The organism is Synechococcus sp. UW69 (assembly GCF_900474185.1).
Taxonomy (GTDB): Bacteria; Cyanobacteriota; Cyanobacteriia; order PCC-6307; family Cyanobiaceae; genus Parasynechococcus.
The window spans coordinates 25116-44932 of record NZ_UCNW01000008.1 but is presented as its reverse complement, the minus strand read 5'-3'; the positions used below and the strand labels follow the sequence as shown (position 1 = coordinate 44932).

The 19817-nt window shown below is 58.2% G+C and carries 19 protein-coding genes; 7 read left to right on the top strand and 12 right to left on the bottom strand.

Annotated elements, in window-relative coordinates:
* Nucleotides 1-14: 14 nt before the first annotated feature.
* On the bottom strand, nt 15-422 hold the full coding sequence (locus tag DXY29_RS03880; RefSeq protein WP_115023111.1) for a hypothetical protein: 408 nt from the start codon (nt 420-422) through the stop codon (nt 15-17).
* Nucleotides 423-484: 62 nt separating this feature from the next.
* Between DXY29_RS03880 and DXY29_RS03875 the strand changes: the two genes are divergently transcribed.
* A complete protein-coding gene (locus tag DXY29_RS03875) occupies nt 485-1135 on the top strand; it encodes a cofactor assembly of complex C subunit B (RefSeq protein ID WP_115023109.1) in 651 nt (216 codons plus the stop codon).
* On the opposite strand, the gene lptC is transcribed toward DXY29_RS03875, so the two are convergent.
* Entirely contained in the window at nt 1080-2210 is a 1131-nt protein-coding gene (gene lptC / locus DXY29_RS03870) for an LPS export ABC transporter periplasmic protein LptC (protein WP_244279302.1), read from the bottom strand. The genes DXY29_RS03875 and lptC overlap by 56 nt on opposite strands.
* A gap of 47 nt (nt 2211-2257) precedes the next feature.
* A complete protein-coding gene (locus tag DXY29_RS03865; protein ID WP_115023105.1) occupies nt 2258-3802 on the bottom strand; it encodes a methionine--tRNA ligase in 1545 nt (514 codons plus the stop codon).
* An 86-nt stretch (nt 3803-3888) separates the two neighbouring features.
* On the opposite strand from DXY29_RS03865, the gene DXY29_RS03860 reads away from it, so the two are divergent.
* A complete protein-coding gene (locus DXY29_RS03860; RefSeq protein ID WP_115023103.1) occupies nt 3889-5667 on the top strand; it encodes an FAD-dependent oxidoreductase in 1779 nt (592 codons plus the stop codon).
* Here the strand turns inward: DXY29_RS03860 and DXY29_RS03855 are convergent.
* Genes DXY29_RS03855 through rpmG form a run of 3 tightly spaced genes read right to left on the bottom strand, consistent with a single transcriptional unit; the run spans nt 5664 to nt 8159 of the window.
* A complete protein-coding gene (locus tag DXY29_RS03855) occupies nt 5664-7694 on the bottom strand; it encodes a ribonuclease catalytic domain-containing protein (RefSeq protein WP_115023101.1) in 2031 nt (676 codons plus the stop codon). The two genes, DXY29_RS03860 and DXY29_RS03855, sit on opposite strands and share 4 nt — an antisense overlap.
* A gap of 10 nt (nt 7695-7704) precedes the next feature.
* Entirely contained in the window at nt 7705-7926 is a 222-nt protein-coding gene (rpsR, locus tag DXY29_RS03850; protein ID WP_006041316.1) for a 30S ribosomal protein S18, read from the bottom strand.
* 38 nt (nt 7927-7964) lie between these two features.
* Nucleotides 7965-8159 (bottom strand): 50S ribosomal protein L33, encoded by a 195-nt coding sequence (gene rpmG / locus DXY29_RS03845; RefSeq protein ID WP_006851071.1) that lies wholly within the window; start codon nt 8157-8159, stop codon nt 7965-7967.
* 126 nt (nt 8160-8285) lie between these two features.
* Between rpmG and pheT the strand changes: the two genes are divergently transcribed.
* Nucleotides 8286-10709 (top strand): phenylalanine--tRNA ligase subunit beta, encoded by a 2424-nt coding sequence (gene pheT, locus DXY29_RS03840; protein WP_115023099.1) that lies wholly within the window; start codon nt 8286-8288, stop codon nt 10707-10709.
* Here the strand turns inward: pheT and rlmD are convergent.
* Nucleotides 10699-12096 carry a 23S rRNA (uracil(1939)-C(5))-methyltransferase RlmD gene (rlmD, locus tag DXY29_RS03835; protein WP_115023097.1) on the bottom strand — a complete coding sequence of 466 codons (1398 nt, stop codon included), beginning with the start codon at nt 12094-12096 and terminating at the stop codon, nt 10699-10701. The genes pheT and rlmD overlap by 11 nt on opposite strands.
* A gap of 100 nt (nt 12097-12196) precedes the next feature.
* Between rlmD and DXY29_RS03830 the strand changes: the two genes are divergently transcribed.
* Both DXY29_RS03830 and DXY29_RS03825 read left to right on the top strand, forming a co-directional pair.
* A complete protein-coding gene (locus DXY29_RS03830) occupies nt 12197-12691 on the top strand; it encodes an allophycocyanin subunit alpha-B (protein WP_115023095.1) in 495 nt (164 codons plus the stop codon).
* A gap of 533 nt (nt 12692-13224) precedes the next feature.
* Entirely contained in the window at nt 13225-13758 is a 534-nt protein-coding gene (locus DXY29_RS03825) for a YqhA family protein (RefSeq protein ID WP_115023093.1), read from the top strand.
* A 63-nt stretch (nt 13759-13821) separates the two neighbouring features.
* Here DXY29_RS03825 and DXY29_RS03820 read toward each other — a convergent pair whose 3' ends face one another.
* Entirely contained in the window at nt 13822-14769 is a 948-nt protein-coding gene (locus DXY29_RS03820; RefSeq protein WP_170952104.1) for a molecular chaperone DnaJ, read from the bottom strand.
* Between the two features lie 78 nt (nt 14770-14847).
* Complete coding sequence (locus DXY29_RS03815; protein WP_115023089.1) at nt 14848-16392, bottom strand: DUF3370 family protein; 1545 nt, start codon at nt 16390-16392, stop codon at nt 14848-14850.
* 155 nt (nt 16393-16547) lie between these two features.
* On the opposite strand from DXY29_RS03815, the gene DXY29_RS03810 reads away from it, so the two are divergent.
* Nucleotides 16548-16733: a hypothetical protein gene (locus DXY29_RS03810; RefSeq protein ID WP_115023087.1), complete on the top strand. Its 186-nt coding sequence runs from the start codon at nt 16548-16550 to the stop codon at nt 16731-16733.
* Here DXY29_RS03810 and DXY29_RS03805 read toward each other — a convergent pair.
* Nucleotides 16718-17476 (bottom strand): sigma-70 family RNA polymerase sigma factor, encoded by a 759-nt coding sequence (locus tag DXY29_RS03805; protein WP_136987716.1) that lies wholly within the window; start codon nt 17474-17476, stop codon nt 16718-16720. The two genes, DXY29_RS03810 and DXY29_RS03805, sit on opposite strands and share 16 nt — an antisense overlap.
* A gap of 37 nt (nt 17477-17513) precedes the next feature.
* Between DXY29_RS03805 and DXY29_RS03800 the strand changes: the two genes are divergently transcribed.
* The gene (locus DXY29_RS03800; RefSeq protein WP_136987715.1) at nt 17514-17987 is read left to right on the top strand and encodes a hypothetical protein; all 474 of its coding nucleotides are present in this window, start codon (nt 17514-17516) and stop codon (nt 17985-17987) included.
* Between the two features lie 20 nt (nt 17988-18007).
* Here DXY29_RS03800 and DXY29_RS03795 read toward each other — a convergent pair whose 3' ends face one another.
* Together DXY29_RS03795 and DXY29_RS03790 are read right to left on the bottom strand one after the other, a co-directional pair.
* A complete protein-coding gene (locus DXY29_RS03795; protein ID WP_115023080.1) occupies nt 18008-18850 on the bottom strand; it encodes a DUF4922 domain-containing protein in 843 nt (280 codons plus the stop codon).
* Nucleotides 18840-19757, bottom strand: a complete 918-nt coding sequence (locus tag DXY29_RS03790; protein WP_244279301.1) for a SpoIID/LytB domain-containing protein — start codon at nt 19755-19757, stop codon at nt 18840-18842. The genes DXY29_RS03795 and DXY29_RS03790 overlap by 11 nt, the downstream gene beginning before the upstream one ends.
* Nucleotides 19758-19817 lie beyond the last annotated feature (60 nt).

Genomic DNA, 19817 nt, shown 5'->3' with positions numbered 1-19817 from the left:
TCCTCAGTCTGCCGTTAGCTGTCCAGCATGTCGCGGTTGAGGGCCTCAATTGCTTGAACGACCATGCGGGCCTCGTTGACGGGCAGAGACATTTGAGAGGTGAGTTGATCCAGGAATTCGGTCTCCTCCGAAGTGACCTTGCGATCGGCATGGACAAGATGAGCCGCCACGGCAAGGGCAGACTGCTGCTGTCTTGCGTTGAGCTGGGGCAGGGCGGATGCAATCAGACCATCAACTCCCTGGTCCCTCAGCAGCAGCAGCAACCGATCAAACAATTGCCCCATCGCAGCTTCAGAACTGTCGCTGTAAAGGGATCGGTACTCCAGTTGACAGCGGAGGGCGTGTGCTTCATCCCTCCCGAGTCTTCCATCACAGGCAACAGCGGCTAGCGCTATGGCGGCAAAGGCCTCTTGAGTCGTCATGGCAGGGACACACGTGTCCGTATTTGAGCAGGATGATTGCGTTCTGACAGCCCCCATCGTTGATGCCAGCCCCCGCCCGTGTCGTTCTGATCTGTGCGCTCCTGTTGCTGGGTCTGACCGTGACAAATGCGGGGTTAGCGGGAACGGTCACACCAGACCTCCAAAGGGCAGAGGTTCTGGCAGGTATGGCATCGGTGGGACTGATGTTGGTAGCCATTCTCTGGACAAGGGCCAACCCGAAATCAGCTGAGAAGGTGTCGTTGAAGGGAGAGCAGGGACTGGTGTTGTTCGAGCAGCTCAACGATGTTCAGAAACAGGAGCTGGCCTGGGGAAGTCACATGCTTCTGACAGCGACTCCAGCTGCTTCGGTTCTGGTGCTTTGGCGTCAGCAGGTTGTGTTGCGAAGGGGCCTGATCAGTCAGGACCCCTTCCAACCAGGAGCCATCACCAAGCGAGCCATGGACCGTGAACAGACCATCTCTCTCGTGAACACCACACTTTTTCCCGGTCGGGCCGAATTTGACGGGATGCTGCAGTCGCTTCCAGCAATTCTCGTGTGCCCCATGGGACAGCAGGGGGTGGTGATTGTGGGGGGCTGGTCGCCCCGTTGTTTCAGCCGCTCAGATGAGCGATGGCTGGAGGGATGGGCCCAGCGACTCAGAACGACACTGGAGACCGAGGACGTTTCGCATCGGTCTTGGGATTCAGCTTGATCGTTGATTCAACACGCTGACCCGGTTGGCCGAAACGGATCTCCCCATCGTCAGTGATCGTGGCTTCCATCCTTGAGGCCCGCGTGGTCTGCTCCGGTTTCTTTCGGCGCAACACCACATCTCCATCAGCCACGACCCGTTCACTGTTCCAGTTCCAACTGCAACGGCGAGCTGTGAGGGTTTCCTGCTTCTGCTGCAGACGACAGTCGCTGGGGATGATCACCGTGCCGCTGCGTTCATCAAGCTTGAAACCCTTGCCTTGAACTGTGCTGTTCTGCAATTCAGCCTGAACTGGTTGCACGGACTGGAGCTGCTGCGCAGAGAACAACCAGCGCGTTCGGCCGGCGGTGATGGTGCCACGGTCGTTCTCGAGAAGAAGCGTCACCGGCTCCTGTAGATCGAGAAATCCCTCGCGGGTGTTGCCACTTAACCCTGAAGCACTGAGCTTCCGGCCATCGCGTCGAACAGCCTCAACCTGGCCCAGAGCCTGCATCAGACCGCTCCGCAAATTCCAGGTGCCGCTGCCACCACGCACCACTGTTGAATCAGGATTGTCGTCTGTGGGGGTGCTGTCATCGCTTGCCTCGTCTCGACGTTTCAGCTCTGTTGGGCCATCGAAGACCAAGAGTTCCGTGTCCTGTTGAAAGGCCAGTTCACGGGAACGGATTTGCGTCTGGCCATCACTCGCCATCGGCCTTTGATTGATCACCATCCGCGACTGAGTGGGCGTCCAAATCAGGTTGTCCCCCTTGATCGTTAACCCCCGTTGGTTCAACTGACGGAGATGAACCGAGCCTTCAAGGATGACGAGTTCACCATCCCTCAACACCGTGGCCAGATCAGCGGTGATCCGGTAGTGCGGTTGATCGTCGCGATACAAGATCCCCTGGGGGCGCCGGGCGCGAATGGTTCGACTGCTCAGGTCGTAGCGCGCCTCTGGGCTGGTCAAATCCCAGTCGCGATTCCCATTGTCGGCTCGCTGACTCAAATCCAGAGATCGGAAGACGAACGAAGGCGTTGGTTCGATCGTGAGCTGCCGGCTGGAACTGCAGGCGGCCAGAAGCGAGGTTGCCACGAGGGCTGCTGTCAGACCACAGCGAGACAGGCAATGCATGCTTCCCCTCAAAGCGGTTCATCCAGTTCCAACCGCTGCATCACCGGGGTTGGTTTGGGCAGCGCGGAACCGCAGCTCAGCCTGCCCCAGATCAGCTGATTCGACCAGTTATTGGAATCAAGACACTGCCCCAGCTGGGCCAGGATGCGCTGACTGAGATCTGGCAGCAGCGGAGCGAGCAGAAGACCGACGATGCGAGTGGTCTCCAACACAGCGAAAAGATCTTCGCCCACGCTGGCCTCTTGGCCGGGTTCTTTCATTCGGCTCCAGGGAGCGGTGTCATTCAGATGGCCGTTCGCTGCAATCGCCAATTGAAGAATCGACTCGGCCGCGGTCTTGAAGGCGAGATTCGGCATGGCGTCCATCACCGTGCTGACGGTTACAGCGGCCTTCAGAGCCAGGGGATGGTCAGGGTCAGTGGCAGCCCCGGCAGGGGGAACGCTGTCGTCAAACCACTTACGCGCCATCGATGAGGTGCGGTTCAGAAGATTGCCGATGGTGTTGGCCAGATCGTTATTGACCAAATCGACAAAGCGCTGCTGTTGGAAATCACCGTCGTCCCCGAATTGGATATCGCGCAACAGGTACCAGCGAACGGCATCGGTGCCGCATCGCTCCAGCAGCAATTCTGGATCCAGCACGTTGCCGAGGGATTTCCCCATCTTTTGCCCCTCGCGGGTGAGAAAGCCATGGCCGAAAACCTTTTGCGGTACCGGCAGACCCGCAGACATGCACATGGCAGGCCAGAAGACGGCATGAAAGCGGAGAATGTCCTTGCCAATCACGTGGACGGAAGCGGGCCAACCGCAGGAGCCGAGTCGATCGAGAGACACCGGTTCTCCGTCATCGAGAAGTGCGGTCAGATAGCCAAGAAGTGCATCAAACCAGACGTAGAAGGTGTGGCCGGGATGATCGGGCACGGGCAGCCCCCAGGACACATTCACTCGGGAAATGGAGAAGTCCCGCAGACCCTGGGCGACAAAATTTCGAACCTCCTGACGTCTGCTGGCGGGAGCGATGAAGTCGTCCCGAGCCACTAACTCTTCAATGGCGGACTGGTAACGGGAAAGCCGAAAGAAAAGGTTCTCCTCATCGCGCCATTCCAGAGGCTTGCGGTGGATCGCACATGACGGGGACTCCGCCTCAGCAGGATCATCCTTGTATTCCTCGCAATCGACGCAGTACCAGCCCGTCTGATTGCCGACAACGATGTCGCCTGATGCCTTGACCCGCTCATAGAACTGCTCGACCAACTTCAAGTGGCGCGGGTTGGTGGTTCGTACGAAGCGATCCTCTGAAATCCCCCACTGCTTCCAAAGGTCGCGGTAGCGGCTGCTGACGCGGTCGCAGTGGTCCTGAGGACTGAGCTGCTGTCGTTCAGCCGTGCGTTGAATCTTTTGCCCATGCTCGTCAACGCCGGTGACGAAGGTGACCTCCTGCAGGCATAGGCGCTCGAACCGCGCCAGTGCATCGCAGGCCAAGGTCGTATAGGTACTGCCCAGATGGGGCCGATCGTTGACGTAATAGAGCGGAGTCGTAAGGGTGTAAGGCATCAGAAAAACTCGAACTCCGCTGCACCGCAGCGACGCCAGACTCTAACGATCATGCCCATCGCGATCCACTCCAAAAGCCCGTTTCCATGACGCACCGCGATGTGGTGGTTTGGGGCGGAGGCTGCGGGGGTGTCGCAGCCGCCCTGCAAAGCGCGAGATCAGGGGCTGAAACGACGTTGCTCACCCCAGGGCCATGGCTTGGAGGCATGGTGAGCTCGGCTGGAGTCTGTGCTCCGGATGGCCATGAGTTGAGTTGCTGGCAGACCGGACTGTGGGGCGCTTTTCTTCGGCAGCTGGAACTGGAGGAACCGACGGGCCTGGACCACAACTGGGTGAGCTGTTTCGGATACCGACCGCAGACAGCGGAACAGATCCTGCAACGCTGGGTGGCGTCTGAGCCGAAGCTTGAGTGGCGGGCCAACTGCAGGCTGGAGCAAGTCCATTGCCTTCAGGGGCACATCCACTCAGTTCAGATCCTCAGAGTTGATGGCGTCGAGACCGTTGCAGCGAAGGTCTTTATTGATGGCAGTGACCTTGGTGATCTGCTGGCCCAGACTTCGGCCCCTTTCCGTTGGGGTTGGGAAGCCAAGGAGCTCTGGGATGAACCCAGCGCACCTGAGCAATCAAGGCTTGAGAACGAGACGTTCTTCCAACGCCAACCGGTTCAGTCACCGACGTGGGTGGTGATGGGGCAATTGCATGGGGAGCTCGCTCAGCAGCACCTCAATGCAATTCCACGGGCCCCCTTTCAGCGCAGCACTGCCAATTTTGGCCTTGAAAAAACTGTGACCTATGGCCGTCTGCCGGGGGGCCTGGTCATGGTGAACTGGCCCCTGAAGGGCAATGACTGGCACAACGGACTCGGTCGGGCCATCAGTGCCGATGCCCAGGAACGCGAAGATCTGGCCCATGAGATGCAGCGTCACAGCAAGGATTTTCTCGCTGCGCTGTCGGAATGCAGCGGCGGTTGGATTGGCCCCGGCAACGCCTTTCCGGGAGAAGACCCCAGCCTGGCTTTGATGCCGTACTGGCGTGAAAGTCGGCGCTTGATCGGCAGAACAACGGTGACGGAACGCGACCTGTTGCCGATCTCAACGGGCGCCCTTCGTGGACCGCTCCCGATCGATGCCAAGGGACGCTGCACCAGCATCGCTGTGGGGACCTACGCCAATGACCATCACTATCCCGGTGAAGACTGGCCCCTGGCTCCGAAAAGTGTGCGCTGGGGAGGACGTTGGAGCGGTACCCCATTCTGCATCCCATTCGATGCCCTGATCTCTGATTCCGTTACCAACCTGGTGACAGCGGAGAAAGGAGTCAGCGTCAGTCACATGGCCAACGGGGCAACCCGGTTGCAGCCGTTGATTCTGAATCTGGGCCAGGTGGCTGGTCTTGCAGCGGCCCTGGCCGTTCGACAGGGATGTGCCATTGGCGATCTGGCGGTCGATGAGATCCAGTCAGCCCTGATTGACGAGCCACAAGCCCCGGCTGCAGTGCTCCCGATCTGGGACTGGCCCCACTGGCATCCGCACTGGGCGGAGGCCCAGAAGCAGGGCTTGGCTCAGCCGGATCAACTGGATGCATGGGCCGAATTGGCAGGCCTGCCATCAAGAGATCTGAAACAGCCAGGGTTGAATCAAGCGCCGAACCAGCGGCATGAGATCGGATTAAATGGCGTGCTCACTGGCAACGCCGCAGAGGGATACGAGTTGAAGAGCGCTGATGAAAGCTGGCCTCTCATCACCCTGGAACCAGCGATTCATCACTGGCTTGCCTCCACTGATCACTCAGGTCAGAGGCTGAACCTGCGCGGGATCAAAAATCCATGGGGACCCTGGGTCCGGATCACCGGAGTTCTGGATTAACCGATTAGAAGCTGCAACTCCCCACGCACGGGATCAGCACAACCCACCCTGAGCTCCAGAGTGTCGCCTGGAGCTGGGTCTGTGGAGGCGACACATCCCACCAGATCCATCGCCAGGTCGCTGACATGAACCAGGGCCAATCGATCCTGGGGGCGCAACCAACGCAGGAATTCTGCTGACCAAACGGTGCTTTGACGCTCGGCGAACCACACCTGTTGCCAGTGGCGTTGATCCTCTCGACTGATCTGAATGGATTGGCGCAGAGGGTCGTCGAGATCGTCGATCAGTTCACCAAGACGCTCCTCCCCCATCGGTTGAACAGCAGAGAGCTGCGCAAGAATCTGCCGGTGGGTCACGAGATCTGCGTAACGACGGATCGGTGATGTCGCCTGCACATAGGCGGCCAATCCGAGGCTGAAATGGGGCATCGGTCGCGTGCCCTGTACGCCGCGACTCAAGCAACGCTTGATCGCCGCATCGCGTGCTGGACCCTCTGGGATCCGATCGAGTTCATCGCTGGAGGGCAACTCCGCTGCAGGTTGACTGCGGTAGGGGAGCGGGAGATCGTGCTGTTGCCCAAAGCTGGCCACAACTGCCCCCATCAGAAGCATCGCTTCACTCACCATCAAGCGGGAGGGTGACGGGTCAATCACCTGCAGTGTCAGCGATTCATCGCAGCGGCGAAAGCGTCCTTCCGGCCGGTCAAACATCACAGCCCCGTTGGAGCGACGCCAGCGCATTCGCTGCAGCAACAGTCGAGACAGATCCGAGAGAGCCTCATCGCCAGGGGGGGCCAAATCGATGAGCTCATCACCGTCGGCATAGGTCAGTCCGTAGCGGGGTCGAATCCAGCTGCGCGCAATGCGGTGCTCTACCACCGCACCATCGTCCCCAAGCCTGACGGCGACACTCAGTGCAGCGCATCGCTGACCGGCACGAAGGCTGAGGGGGCCAGCTGCCAACACGAGGGGCAGCATCGGCATGACCCCATCGGCGAGGTAGAGACTGGTTGCCCGTCGTCGGGCCTCCAGATCGAGTGGAGAGTCGGCACCAATGAGACGACTGGGATCAGCGATATGGATCCAGATCCAATCGCATCCATCTCGCCGCTCGAGCGACAGCGCATCATCAATTTCACGGGTGCCCGCATCGTCAAGGCTGTAGGTCGCCAGGTGGGTGAGGTCGATGCGTTGCTCATCCCCCGGTTGCTCCTCATCAGAGAGCGCAACGAGACGTTCCGCTTCCGCCTCCAGGTCGGTGGGAAAGCTGCGGGACCAGACGCTGCCTCTCAGGGCGATCGGTTGATTGGGATCGAGCAATCCACGCACGATCAACCAGTGCCGCAGATCGGCGGCGTCCGACCCAATCGACAACGGGATAGACCATTGCTGAAGCTCGAGGTCTGAGCCGACTGACGCAGGATTCTCTTTCAGCAACTGAATCCAATGGCTGAAGCGCTCGATCCAGATCTGCCCCAGCTCGGCTTGTTCATCGGTTGTGAGACTGCGCTCCGTTCGGAGCAACTCGAGCTGCCGTTCTTCCTTCCTTTGCGCTTGGCGCTCAGAACGGCGCTGGCGCCGCTGGCTGGCACGCTCCTCGAGGGTCAGCGGTTGGAGCAAGCGGTCTCGACGCCAGCGGAACAACTGCTGGGACCCCTGCACCCAGCTCCACAGTGCTGCCAAACCTTCGAGGTTGAGGGGTGTTAGTACAAGCTCTCCCAGTTCGCAGAGGCTGAGTCGAGCCATTCCCCCCGGTTGATCCGTTTCCAACAGCTGCCAGGCCTCGACAACAGCCCGGGCTGATGGGGCGCTGTCCTGCACCTGCTCGGGGGCGGGCAGAACGCTGTTATCGAAAAGATGCTCCGGATCGATAGCAATCAGGTCTCGCAGGGGGAGGCCCTGATCCCGACGTTGACCGCCAAAAGAAACAACCGCCTTGCTGCCCTTGATGGACAGAAGACGGCCGATGAGTGGGGAACCCTTGAGAACAACCGCGACGGTGTCTCCGGGTTGGATGGAGTTGCTCAACGCCCGAGGTTCAACCTTCGGGGTTCACGAACGGCAGAAGGGCAACGATGCGTGCACGCTTGACGGCGTTGGTGAGATCGCGCTGCTGTTTAGCGGTCAAACCGGTGAGGCGACGGGGAAGGATCTTGCCCCGCTCGGTGATGAACTTCTTGAGAAGATCCACATCTTTGTAATCGATGGGATCACCGGGCTTGATCGGCGAGAGACGCTTCTTGAAGAAGGAGCTGGACATGACTCAGGAACGGATGGAGGAAAGACGGACCTGCAAGGTCACTTGATCTCCTTGTGGAGCGTGGACTTGTTGCAGTGGGGACAGAACTTTTTGATCTCCAGCCGTTCGGTGGTGTTCCGGCGGTTCTTTTCCGTCGTGTAACGAGACACGCCGGGTGAACGCTTGGCGGGATTGGACCGGCATTCGGTGCACTCGAGAGTGATCACGATCCGGACGCCCTTGTTCTTGGCCATAAAGGACGTTGCGCCGCAGGTGCGAAGCGAATTGACAAACATCGAGCTTACCCCCTGACCCGACAGGCTCTGAGCAGCACTCCAAGGGGGACTTCCTAAGATCGCGCGCTGTCTGGCTTTGATCCGATGCGGGTATCCATCTCCTGGCTGAAACAGCTGGTCCAGGTGAATGAATCCGTGGACGATCTGTCGGAGCGTCTCTCCATGGCGGGCTTTGAGGTGGACGACGTTGATGACCTCAGCGCGCGCGCCCAGGGCGTGGTGGTCGGACACGTGCTCGAACGGGACAAACACCCCAATGCCGACAAGCTCAGCGTCTGCAGCGTCGATGTCGGTGCCCAGGAGCCGATCCAGATCGTCTGTGGTGCCAGCAATGTTCGCGCCGGCATTCATGTTCCAGTCGCCATGGTCGGAGCGACCCTCCCCGCCGTTGGTTTGACGATCAAGGCCGGCGAACTCCGCGGAGTTGCCAGCAACGGGATGATCTGCTCCCTAACGGAACTGGGCCTGACGGAGCAATCCGACGGCATCGCCATCCTTGATGAGCTCCAGGCAACGCTGCCTGCGACGGGTGCACCAGTGGCACCACTGCTGGGCCTTGATGACACCGTCTTGGAGCTGGCGATCACCGCCAATCGCCCCGACGGCCTGTCCATGGTGGGTATTGCTCGCGAGGTGGCGGCCCTGACCGGTGGGAGCTTGAGCCTGCCCCAGCTGGATCTTGATCCGAGCACCACACCGCTGACCACGGAACTGGATGGCTGCTTTTACTCGATCACCAGGATCGAGGGCGTGGATGGCTCCAAGCAGTCACCGACCTGGTTGCAGCAGCGGCTTGAGCGCGGTGGTGTGAACAGCGTGAATGCAGTGGTCGACGTCACCAATCTGGTGATGCTGGAGCAGGGGCAGCCCCTCCATGCCTTTGATGCCGATGCGCTGGAACAACTAACAGGGCAACCGGTGGATGCCCAGAGTTTTGCCGTCCGTCCCGCTCGCGACGGGGAAACCTTTGTGGGTCTGGATGATCAGAAGCGCAGCCTCGACAGCCGCGTTCAGGTCGTCACCTGCCATGACCGTCCTGTGGCCGTCGCGGGGGTCATGGGGAGTCTCGAGAGTGGGGTGACCGCCCAGACACGGAATATCTGGCTGGAATCCGCCCTGTTTGCACCGCCGCGGGTTCGCCAGTCCGCCCGGGCCCTCGGGTTGCGAACGGATGCCAGCAGCCGTTACGAAAAAGGCTTGCCCGTAGAGATGACCCTGGCTTGTTCGGCTCGGGCCTCTGCGTTGTTAAACAAGGAGTTGGCCTGCACCGAGACGGGCCGCTGGGTTGGTGGGGATGGTCCTGCTGAACCCGCACCAGTGATGTTGCGGCGCAATGCACTGCATCAACTGCTTGGCCCTCTCGTCGGGCCGGATGGCGCTGAAGATCTAGACGACCGCAGCATCGAGACCTGTTTGACAGCCTTGGGCTGTCAACTCTCAGCCCTTGACGAGGGGTGGCAGGTCATAGCGCCACCCTCAAGACGCCAAGACCTGCAGCGTGAAGTTGATCTGATTGAAGAAGTTGCGCGTCTGGTCGGCTTCGACCGTTTCGGAACTCATCTGCCTGATCCGCTGGAACCAGGTGTACTGACACCGCGCCAGCAGGCGGAACGGCGCTTACGGCAGCTGTTCTGTGCGACGGGCCTTCAGGAAGTGACCACCCTGTCGCTTGTTCCGAGTTCAGAGCAAGAACAGCGCATCGCCATCAGTAACCCTTTGTTGGCCGATACCAGCCATCTGCGCACCAATCTCTGGGAGGAACATCTTCAGATCTGCGTGCGCAACCTGAAGGCATCCCAGCGCGGGTGTTCCGTCTTCGAGATCGGCAACACCTACAGCGGATCAGCTGAAGCGGTGAACCAAACAGCTGTACTCGGTGGCGTGATTTGCGGAGATCGCCGCCTCTCCATCTGGAGAACCAGTGGGAAGCCACAGGCACCGGACTATTTCCAGGCCCGTGGTGTTCTGACCCGGGTGATGGAAACCCTGCAACTTGAGCTGTCTGATCATCGCTTATCTGACGATCCACGACTGCATCCCGGCCGGGCCGCCACCCTGGTCCTGGAGGGTCGTCCCCTCGGCTGTTTCGGTCAACTCCACCCTGCCCTGGCTGAGGAGCTGGATCTTCCCGAAGCGACATATCTGTTTGAACTTGATCTGACGCGTCTGTTGGATGCCGCCACCCGCAGCAACCGCTGGACCCCGTCCTTCAAGGCATACCCAACCGTGCCCTTCAGTGAGCGGGATCTTGCCGTCGTCGTCGATCGTTCCAGTGCAGCTGCGGACCTGATTCAAGCCATCCGCAAAGCGGGCAAGCCTCTGCTGGAGCAGGTGGAGTTGGTGGATCGGTTTGAAGGTGCGCAACTCGGTGATAACAAGGTCAGCCAGGCCTTTCGTCTGCGCTATCGCGGCAAGAACGAAACCTTGACTGACGACAAAATCCAGCCGGTGCACGACAAGGTGCGGGCTGCATTAAGCAAGCAGTTTCAGGCCGAGCTCAGGAGCTGATTCGCTTCATCAGCGCCAACGACTCAAGGTGAGTTGTTTGGGGGAAGAAATCAACGGGCTGAAGAGTTTCCAGCTCGTAGGGGCCTGATGGTGCAAGAAGTTCTTTGAGATCCCTTGCCTGGGTGGCGGGATCACAACTGAGGTAAGCCAGCACTGCGGGAGGTTGCTCAAGAATGCTGGCTACCACGCGGCGATCGAGGCCCCGTCGGGGTGGATCCAGAACGAGGGCTTGGCAGTTCTCAAGCTGAGAGGCGAGCAAATCCGCCACATCACCTGGATGAAATTCACAGCGTGAGGAAAGGCCGTTGTGCATGGCGTTCAGCCGAGCCTGCTCCACAGAGTCGGGATTCAATTCCAAACCCTGAACATGAAAGCCAGCCTTTGCCAGGGGTAGAGCAATGGTTCCGACACCGCAGTAGGCATCGACCACGGTTCCGCCATCACATTGAAACGACAGCCAGTCAGTCAGCCGCTGAACAATGCGTTCCGCTTGTGATGTGTTCACCTGAACAAAGGTGGTGCTGCTCAGGGAAAGCTTGATGCCGCAGAACTGTTCCTCGATGGTCGACGAACCGGCGAGGCAGTGGGTCGTTCGACCGAGAACGAGATTGTTGGCCTTCGGTTGAAGGTTCAGGCAGACACCCTTCACCTCAGGCCATCGCTGAACCCAGGTCTGGGCAAGGTCATGGAGTCCAGGAAGTTGGCCATGGCTGCTGATCAGAGTGATCAACACATCGCCAGTGGCGCTGGCCAAACGAAGGCCGAGATGACGCAAACCTTGGGCATCGATGAGGTCATGGTCGGCCGGCCAACCCCCTGCATCAAGGTCTTTTTTAATGGGTTCCAACAGTGCATCCAGACGTGGATCAAGCACCGGACAGTGATTCAGATTGACAATCTTGTGGGACCTGGGACGGAAGTATCCAGCTTTCAGGCGTCCGTTCTGGTCTCGCTTCAAAGGAATCAGGGCTCGGTTGCGATAGCCGAAGCAACGGTCGGCATCAACCAAGGGAGCCGCGGGTGCAAGGTTGATTCCTCCAATCCGCTGCATGGTCTGCTGGATCTGTTGCTCTTTCCAACGGGTCTGAGCTGGATCATCGAGACGTTGCAGTGTGCAGCCACCACAGTCGTCAGCAAGGATGCAAGGGGGACGGCGCCGAACCTCGGAGACGGAGAGCAGCTCAACGCGTCGGCTCAGCCAGCGGGAACGTTGGCGTTGCTGGAGTTGAACCATGGCACGCTCCCCTGGCAGGAGATCAGGCACGACAATCACCCAGTTGTTCCAACGGGCCAGTCCTTTTCCGTCACGGTCGAGGTCAACAGATTCCACCTCGATGGTGAGCCCCGGCCGCGGATCACTGCTGTTCGAGCTGTCGGCGTAGGTCATGCTCAAGGTTCCCTGCCATTGCAATGGCGTAACACCCGGGCGGAGTTGGGTCGGGTGAACGGGTCGAGACCACTAAACTCCACGAAGCCTGCCCAGTTCCATGAGCGTTGTCCGGGATCTCATCCTCCAGGCCGATGACGATCTGCGGTATCCCACCAGTGGCGAACTCCGCACGATGGTGGATTTCCTTGACCAAGGCGCCATGCGCGTGTCCGTGGTCAAGGTTCTGACCGAGAACGAAAAGAAGATCGTCGACGAATCTGCCAAGCAGTTGTTTGGTCGTAAGCCGGAGTACGTCGCCCCCGGCGGCAATGCCTACGGTCAACGTCAGCGCGCCCAGTGCCTGCGTGACTACAGCTGGTACCTGCGCTTGGTCACCTACGGAGTCCTTGCGGGTAGCACCGAAATGATCCAGGAGATCGGCTTGGTGGGCGCACGCGAGATGTACAACAGCCTGGGTGTTCCGATGCCAGGCATGGTGGAAGCCATCAAGTGCATGAAGGACGCCTCCCTGGCGCTTTTGTCGGAACAGCAGGTGAAGCTCACGTCGCCTTATTTCGACTACCTGATTCAAGGCATGCAAACGTCAACCTGATCCAAGGATCCTCATCACTTAAAACCGGGCGCTTGAGCCCGGTTTTTTAATGCCCAGCGATCTCTTTTGAGACAAAGCGCAAGACTCACAACGAGACGCGGCTGAGATCAATAAGTCACAGAGCGATCCCAGCTGACTCGCTCAAGACGCAGCGCGAGTCTTGCGATAATTCCAGTACGGGAATCGAGATACACATGAATAGGCCCCAAAACTCGAAATCCAGCACCAAAAACTCGCGTACCTGTGTCTACAGCAGGTACGCGAGCCTCAAACCGGCTGCAATCAATGCTTCTAGCGACTTGCGCACAAGAGCTGGACTGGACATGGACGAACGACAAACGGAACTATTGTTCGCTGGAATGGTTTGCAATCCATCTCAGGGATGATCCAATAAAAAAACAGCTTTTTGGGATCTTATTAATTAGCAAGCCTCGCGCATAAGACATGAGGCGAGACTGCTAATGAGTCACGCGTGAGACAAGTGAGTTCGTTTTGTGTTCTGTGCTAGCCGTGGAGGCTGCTGTGAATTTCCCATGGTCGCCCGTTGGATTGAAAGGCGGTTTGAGCGGCTCATCTGGAAATTTCGTCTGATCAGCATTGTTCCCGTCGTGCTGAGCCTTCTCGGCAGCGTCGGCTGCTTCGTTATTGGTGCGATTGAAGTCTTTAACGCTTTTCTCGTGATCATGCGAATGCCCTTCAGCACAAAAAGCTTCGCTGCCAAAACCATCGCTCAGATGGTGGGCGGTGTTGATTATTTCGTCATCGGCATTGCCTTGCTCATCTTTGGCTATGGCATCTATGAATTGGTGATTTCAGACCTTGATCCACGCCTTGAAGGAGGCTCTGAACAACACACCAACATCCTTTCGGTGAACAGCCTGCAAAGCCTTAAAAACAATCTCTCCAACGTGATTGTTGTCGGCCTGATTGTCGCAGCGTTCAAAAAGACAATTGGTTTTGAGGTGAAAAATGCCACCGATCTACTGGCACTCAGTGGATCGGTGGTGATGCTGGCTCTCAGTGCCTGGTTGATTGTTCGGAGCCATGGGGCGGAAGAAAAGGGGTAGCGCAAAGGTCTCAGATGCGACTCATTGAGGATCCAGGCTTGCGTCTCGCCTTGGACGATTGCGCTAGCGATTGCGGTACAGCTCGCGCAGCAGTCGGTAGGCCTCATTGAGTCGACGCATCGCATCGGTTGATCCGCCTGCATCGGGATGTTCTTCCAGGGCCCGCTGTTTATAGGCATCCCGAATGGAGCTCAAGGTCACCGCTGTGCCCGCTCGCGTGGACAGGCCTAAGAGCTTGAGCGCTCCGTGGACCGTCATCGTGGACTCAAGAGTTTCGAAGGAGGTGACCTGACGGCTGCGACGAAAACGATTGACAAACCGGCGGATCAACGTCGGCATGCGTTCCGCCAGGGATGAGGTGGCGAATGGATCCTCAAGCGCACCTGCAACGGCCATCACCCGGCCTAGGGAAGGGTCACGGGACTCCCAGCCAGCACAAAGCGTCTCAACAGCAGCATTGGCCGCAGACCAGGTGAACGGCCGGCCATCACTGGCGTCAGTGCTGGACCAGACGTCGCGGGCTAGCCATGTCATGGAGGCTTCGATCACTGTGGGGCCCGGTGGTTGTCCATACAGAGATCTCCAGTGATCTTCAGCCGCAGCACTGGCATCTCGTAAATCAGAAGGATCAACCGTCGAAACCAAGGGATCGTTCTGAGCGGAATCTCGTTGCTGCGGCGACCGGAGTGTCGCTTTGAGCTGACCGGTTCGCTTGCTCACGAAACCTGGAAGATCAATGCCCGAAGAAACGTTGGCGGAAGGTGCGCTGGAATCGGGAGGTTGGCTCGGTTCTGCATTGTGGAGAAGACTTCCGGAGCCAATCAAAACCAGACTCGTTATCTCATCAGTGCTGGTTGTCGCCTCTGGTTCACCTTCGTCCTTGACGGATGTTTCCTCAGGGCCTGTGCTCCCATCGCCTGGATCGAGCAGATCCTGCAAAAGCATTTCGAGCACACGCCCCCGAGAGCGTGCTCCGTATTCACCCTTGAGTTGGTCAATCAACTCGACCATGGGCTCTGACATCTCGACAGAGATCCGTTGACGTTTTGAGTCCTCGCCGCTCAAAAGTTCAGTCCTGCTCAGCGAAGGTTATCGACCCTGCAGCTGAAGCAACCACTGCTGCTGCGATTGGATCACCTCGCTGTAGCGAGGACTGGTGGCAGGCACGATCGCAGGCGTCGAAGGAAGGGGTGCGGTGTTGCGCTTCTGCTGCATGGGAGCTGGCTTCACAACAACAGGCGTAAGCGGGGGTTGTGGCGGTGCGGTTTTGGGACCCACCTTGCGAGATTTGGTTTCAGCGAGTTTGACCTGGGCGTCACGCTGTTGCTGCTGGCGCCGGTGAAGCATGGCCAGTTGCTGTACGGGAACAACACTCAGCAGGTGGCCAGGTGTGGCATCAGCTGGGTAAACCAAACTCACCTTGACAGCCTTTGTTGTTCCAGGAGCCAGGTTGAGATCCGCCAGGGCCAGGCTCTCGCCTGAGCGCATGCCGACATGGACCTCCTGAAGCGTCTGATCCTGAACAATCTGCAGCGATCCACGGAAGGCAGTGAACGTTTTCTTTCCGGAAACAACCGGGTGACTGAGCACCAGTTGATGGGGGCCCGCACCTGAAAGGTTGAGTGTCACGTCGTAACGAACGCCGTAGGTGCCAACGTTGTTCAAAGCGGAATCCACCATCCGCGTTGTTAATGGATTGACCTGAATGTCGCGCGTGCCGAAGTGATGCCGCTTCGTACTGGTAAGGGGAACATGGAGTGCCCCCTGACCGAGATCATGGTGGATCTCGGCCTTGTAGGCATCGCCGAGAGCCACTCCAGCCACGCGCGAGAAGACCCTGCCCAGCTGGATTTCACGAATACGGTTGAGATAAATCCGTCCAGGCGCCAAGTGACCTGACTGCAACACCGCAAAGAGATCGGAATCCTGTGCTGATTGCTCAGCAGCAACGACAGCCATGGTGAAAGGACCATTGCTGCGTCCCCTCAACAGACCGTTGGCGATGCCACGGGCAGGCAGCACGGTTCGTACCACGACCCGTCGTCCTCCAGCGGGTATCTCAAGACGATCGGGCAGTTTGCGGTCTAATTCACCGCGAAGCAGTTGAACGGCAGTGGCATCACCCGGTCCTGTATTCCAGGGACGCTTCCCCAGGGGCTTCACCCCCATCAGGCGATTTGGGTGATACGGCGCCTCAAAACTGTTTTTGACGGAACCACGGTCGAATTGAAGCGTGATTGGCTTCGATCCAGGATTCGTTGCAATCAGAGCCAGGGTCATCAAGCCCCTGGATCGACGTCCACCAAGCTTTGACAGGTCCTGGGGGTAGTACTTGTGATGCATGTGAACGCCGAACTCACCGTTGAAGGAGTAAGCGGCGTTGCGAAGCGGCTGATTGGACTCAGCAGCGATGGCCGATCCGGGCGCTGTGTTCACCAGAATCCCTGGACCAGTGACAATCTCCGGCTGGTTTGAATGCAGAACCGGGACGTTGTTAAACGTCCCGTTTAAGGGGCGTGCACGTTGACCAGCCATCAAGGCGACGTATGCCTCGCTCCTCCCCTGCAAACCAAACTCAAGTCCCGCAAACGAGACGCAGAGCAAGACCAATATTGGGACTCGTCTGAGACTCATGCGGCGTGGTGTTGTGGTGTTCGCTTGGACGTCGACACCACAGTGCAGATGTTTTGAATCCACACCGTAGGTCCACCTCCTGCGAGAGCCAAGTGATTGAGGAGTCGCATCACGTCTGAAAATCCGTCAGGATCTAAGGGATTGCTTTTGCTGACATGCTTCCTCCTTTCTGTTGCAGCGGCACCACTGATCACGCAACCTTGCGCCGGCACCATCAGGAGCGGAAGCTGTCGATGCTGCGTTTTTGGAGGGATAGTGCTGAACGGCAACTTTCGGCGCTGAACGCCGCCATCAAGACACTCCAGGAACAAATGGACCGCGACACTCAAACCCCGGCGTGATCTTCGTTCAATTGGCTCGCGAGGCTTCTCAGGCCGCGTTTGACGCGTCGTTGAACCGTCATCGCTGAAATCCCGAGTTGTCGCGCTGTCTGCCTAAGGCTCATTCCATCGATCACAACCATCTGAAGGACACGTTGTTCATCTGTTCCAATCCTCAGGAACATTGCTCGAACCCGCTGCCACGCTTCTGAACGTGCGACCAATTCGATCCCCTGCGGTGTGTCATCGACCAGGTCATCGTTGAACTCCACCCAGTGATGCTTGCTGCGGTACTGGTGAACGACCAGAGCATCAGCAGCGTTTAAGCAGCCTTCAGGGCTTCGCAGCATCCTCATGGCCCGTTCCTCAACGGCTCTTGGAAGGCGGATTACACCAACCTTGTCCCGTAGAAAGTGAAGAATGGCTCCCCGGATATGCGGTTTAGCGAAGCTGGGGAATGTTGTTCCTCGCTTGGTTTCAAATCGGTTTGAAGCCTTGATCAGTCCGAGACAGCCCACCTGCAGGAGATCATCTTGCTCGAGGCCTGTTTGCAGGGCGTAATGGCGCGCAATGGGACGGACCAGATGCAAGTTGTCCTGAATCTGACGGTTCCGACGCTGGAGGCATTTCTTGTTCAAAGGATGCGAGTCGATCTCATCTCCAGCCTTGGCAGAGCGGGGTAAGCCTTGGCATCCGTGCCACCACGGCACAAACTCCATTCGGTACTCCTTGAGACCTGTTCCTCTCGCTACAAAGCGGGGCACTGAGAACGGGTCTAATGGAGATCATTTCTTAGTGGTCTTGAATCAGCGCGCCATCTGTGAATTGCTGGTGACCCGCCTGGGTCAAGAATCCTTCGACGCCGACGCGATGATCTCGAGAATTCGTGGCTTTGATGGCGAATCACCATCACAGAACAACAATTTCTGTTGTGTTGATGCCAGCGACAAGCTCTCTGAATTCAGAGGATTGGTAGAAATCAACGGAAATCAGTATCTTTTCATCGCACAGATCAATTCCAAAAATAAACACCGTGCTCGGTTTATACCTGCCGAGGAGGTTCTCGCCGACCCCTCAGGAAAACCACGCAAAATGCAATCGATCATTCAGAAGATGATCCTCGGTCGTAATCGTGGGGTGGTGCTGATTCCCGAGTGCGAAGACGAAGCCATCGACGTCATCGCCGGTTTGATTGAACAGGGATTTCACGACTTGGCTTCCGACTATCGCGACGTGATCATCAGCCAGTTGGAGAAAGCAAAGGCCAAGGCCTGAGCCTCTTTGACTCACTTACTTCAGACCGCTTCAACAACAGCTCGAAGCAGGGCTTCTGGCCCTGATCGATGAATCCATTCACGATCGGATTCATCGGTGCTCAGCAAGGACCCAGCAAAACCAAGGGCATTGACGCTGAAACCACGAATGCCTTCTGTTTGACGCCGAACAATGGCCATCCATTGGCGTGACAGCAGAAGGTTATAGGCACCCCTTGGACAGCTGTCGTTTGACGGGGATCCCAGCCCGAGTTCTCCAGCAAGCGAAAGATAGATCCGGTGGAGCGTTTCACCTGTCAGAGGTGAAGTGAGCGGTGCAACACGGCTGCTCCGGAACAGAGGGTCACCCGCCAGGGCCGTTGGATCTGCAGCACAACGTCGGAACCAATCTTGCCTTGCGCAAATCGGTTCCCCTGCTGCTCGAGGTAACAACTGCAGATGGCGATGCGGCTGACTGGCGCCAGCATTGGGACCGCTATTGAAAAACCACAATCCAGTGGTTGTTGCATCGACCAAGGCGAGGGCACGCCAATCGTCAAGGGACAACCAACCGGTTTGGGGTTGCCAGGTCTGGGTTATCAGCAGCATGTGGGCGGACTGAACCGGATATTTGTTCAGAATCACCATGTGCGAATCGCCGATCCGTTCCACCTCCAGCCGTTGATCCCAGGGGAGGAAAGGATTTGGCTTGGGGCCTGCGGCTCGCAAGTGTTTTGGTGTTGCGCTAAGGAGATGGCGCAGCTCAAAGCTGGTGCCTCCCTCTCCCATCAGGTGCGTTAGCGAGGTCTTGAGCGGAACCAAAGCTCCGGATGCTTTGGCCTCAGCCGCAACGCCATTCGCTTGTCGGAGCAGTTCACTGGTCATGCCGTTTCAACCGTGCCAGTGAGGCTCCTGTGTAGTACCTGCCAAGAATTGCATTGAAGGAGAGTCCTTGACGGGCGAGTTGCTGGGCCCCGGTTTGACTCATGCTTGCGCCGAGATGGCCATGGGCTTCAGCACTGACATGCTCGTTAGATGCATACAGGCTTTCCACAATGCCACCGGCGTAACTGAGGATGATCCCTCGGGTCTCCCAAGTAGCTGATCGACTGGCCTGGGTGGTGCTTGTCTCACCCGAATACACCTGCCAGCGTGTCGTGTCGCCCAAGTGATATGCCGTTGTTGCTGGTCTTGCAAGATGCGCCAGGGCATAGGAGCGTGCTGCCACAGCTTGTGCCTTCAAGGCCTCTTGGTGCCACTGACTGGGCATTTCTGCACCAACGACCGAGGCCACATAGGTTTCCAAATCAAGGGAAATCACGGCGAGCCAATCACGTTGGCTTTTGAGCAGAGATACATCCCCCAGATAGCGCTGATGATTGATCTGAACGTGCCCTCCGGAGCAGTGAATCTCCTGTTGGGTGGATGAAGCGATTGTTCTGCCCAACTGCTGGACAGGGACCACTGAGCCCGCATGGTTGCGACACAGGACGTTGCGACCCGGCCAGAAAGCTGTGACCGGCGTCTGGCTGACCAGACCAACTCGGATATCCAGTGGAACGGCTTCAGCCCCCAGTGGCACCTTGGGAACGACGTTTTTAGGTGTTTGAACGGCCGCCGTTCTGGATGGGGCTGCGCCAGCATCGGTTGATTCATCCTCGAGCAGCTCAAGCAGGCTGAGAGGCTTCTGGTCGGCTTGCTGAGGGAGAGGTCGTGCAAGCCAGCCCACCAAGGCCGCCATGAGCAGAGCTCCGAGCGCTGCAGGGGGCCAGTAACGACTGCGATTCGCCACCAAAGGTGCTCGACGGAGCTTGCAGCCGATGATGCCCGATTTCCGTTAGACGGACTCCTC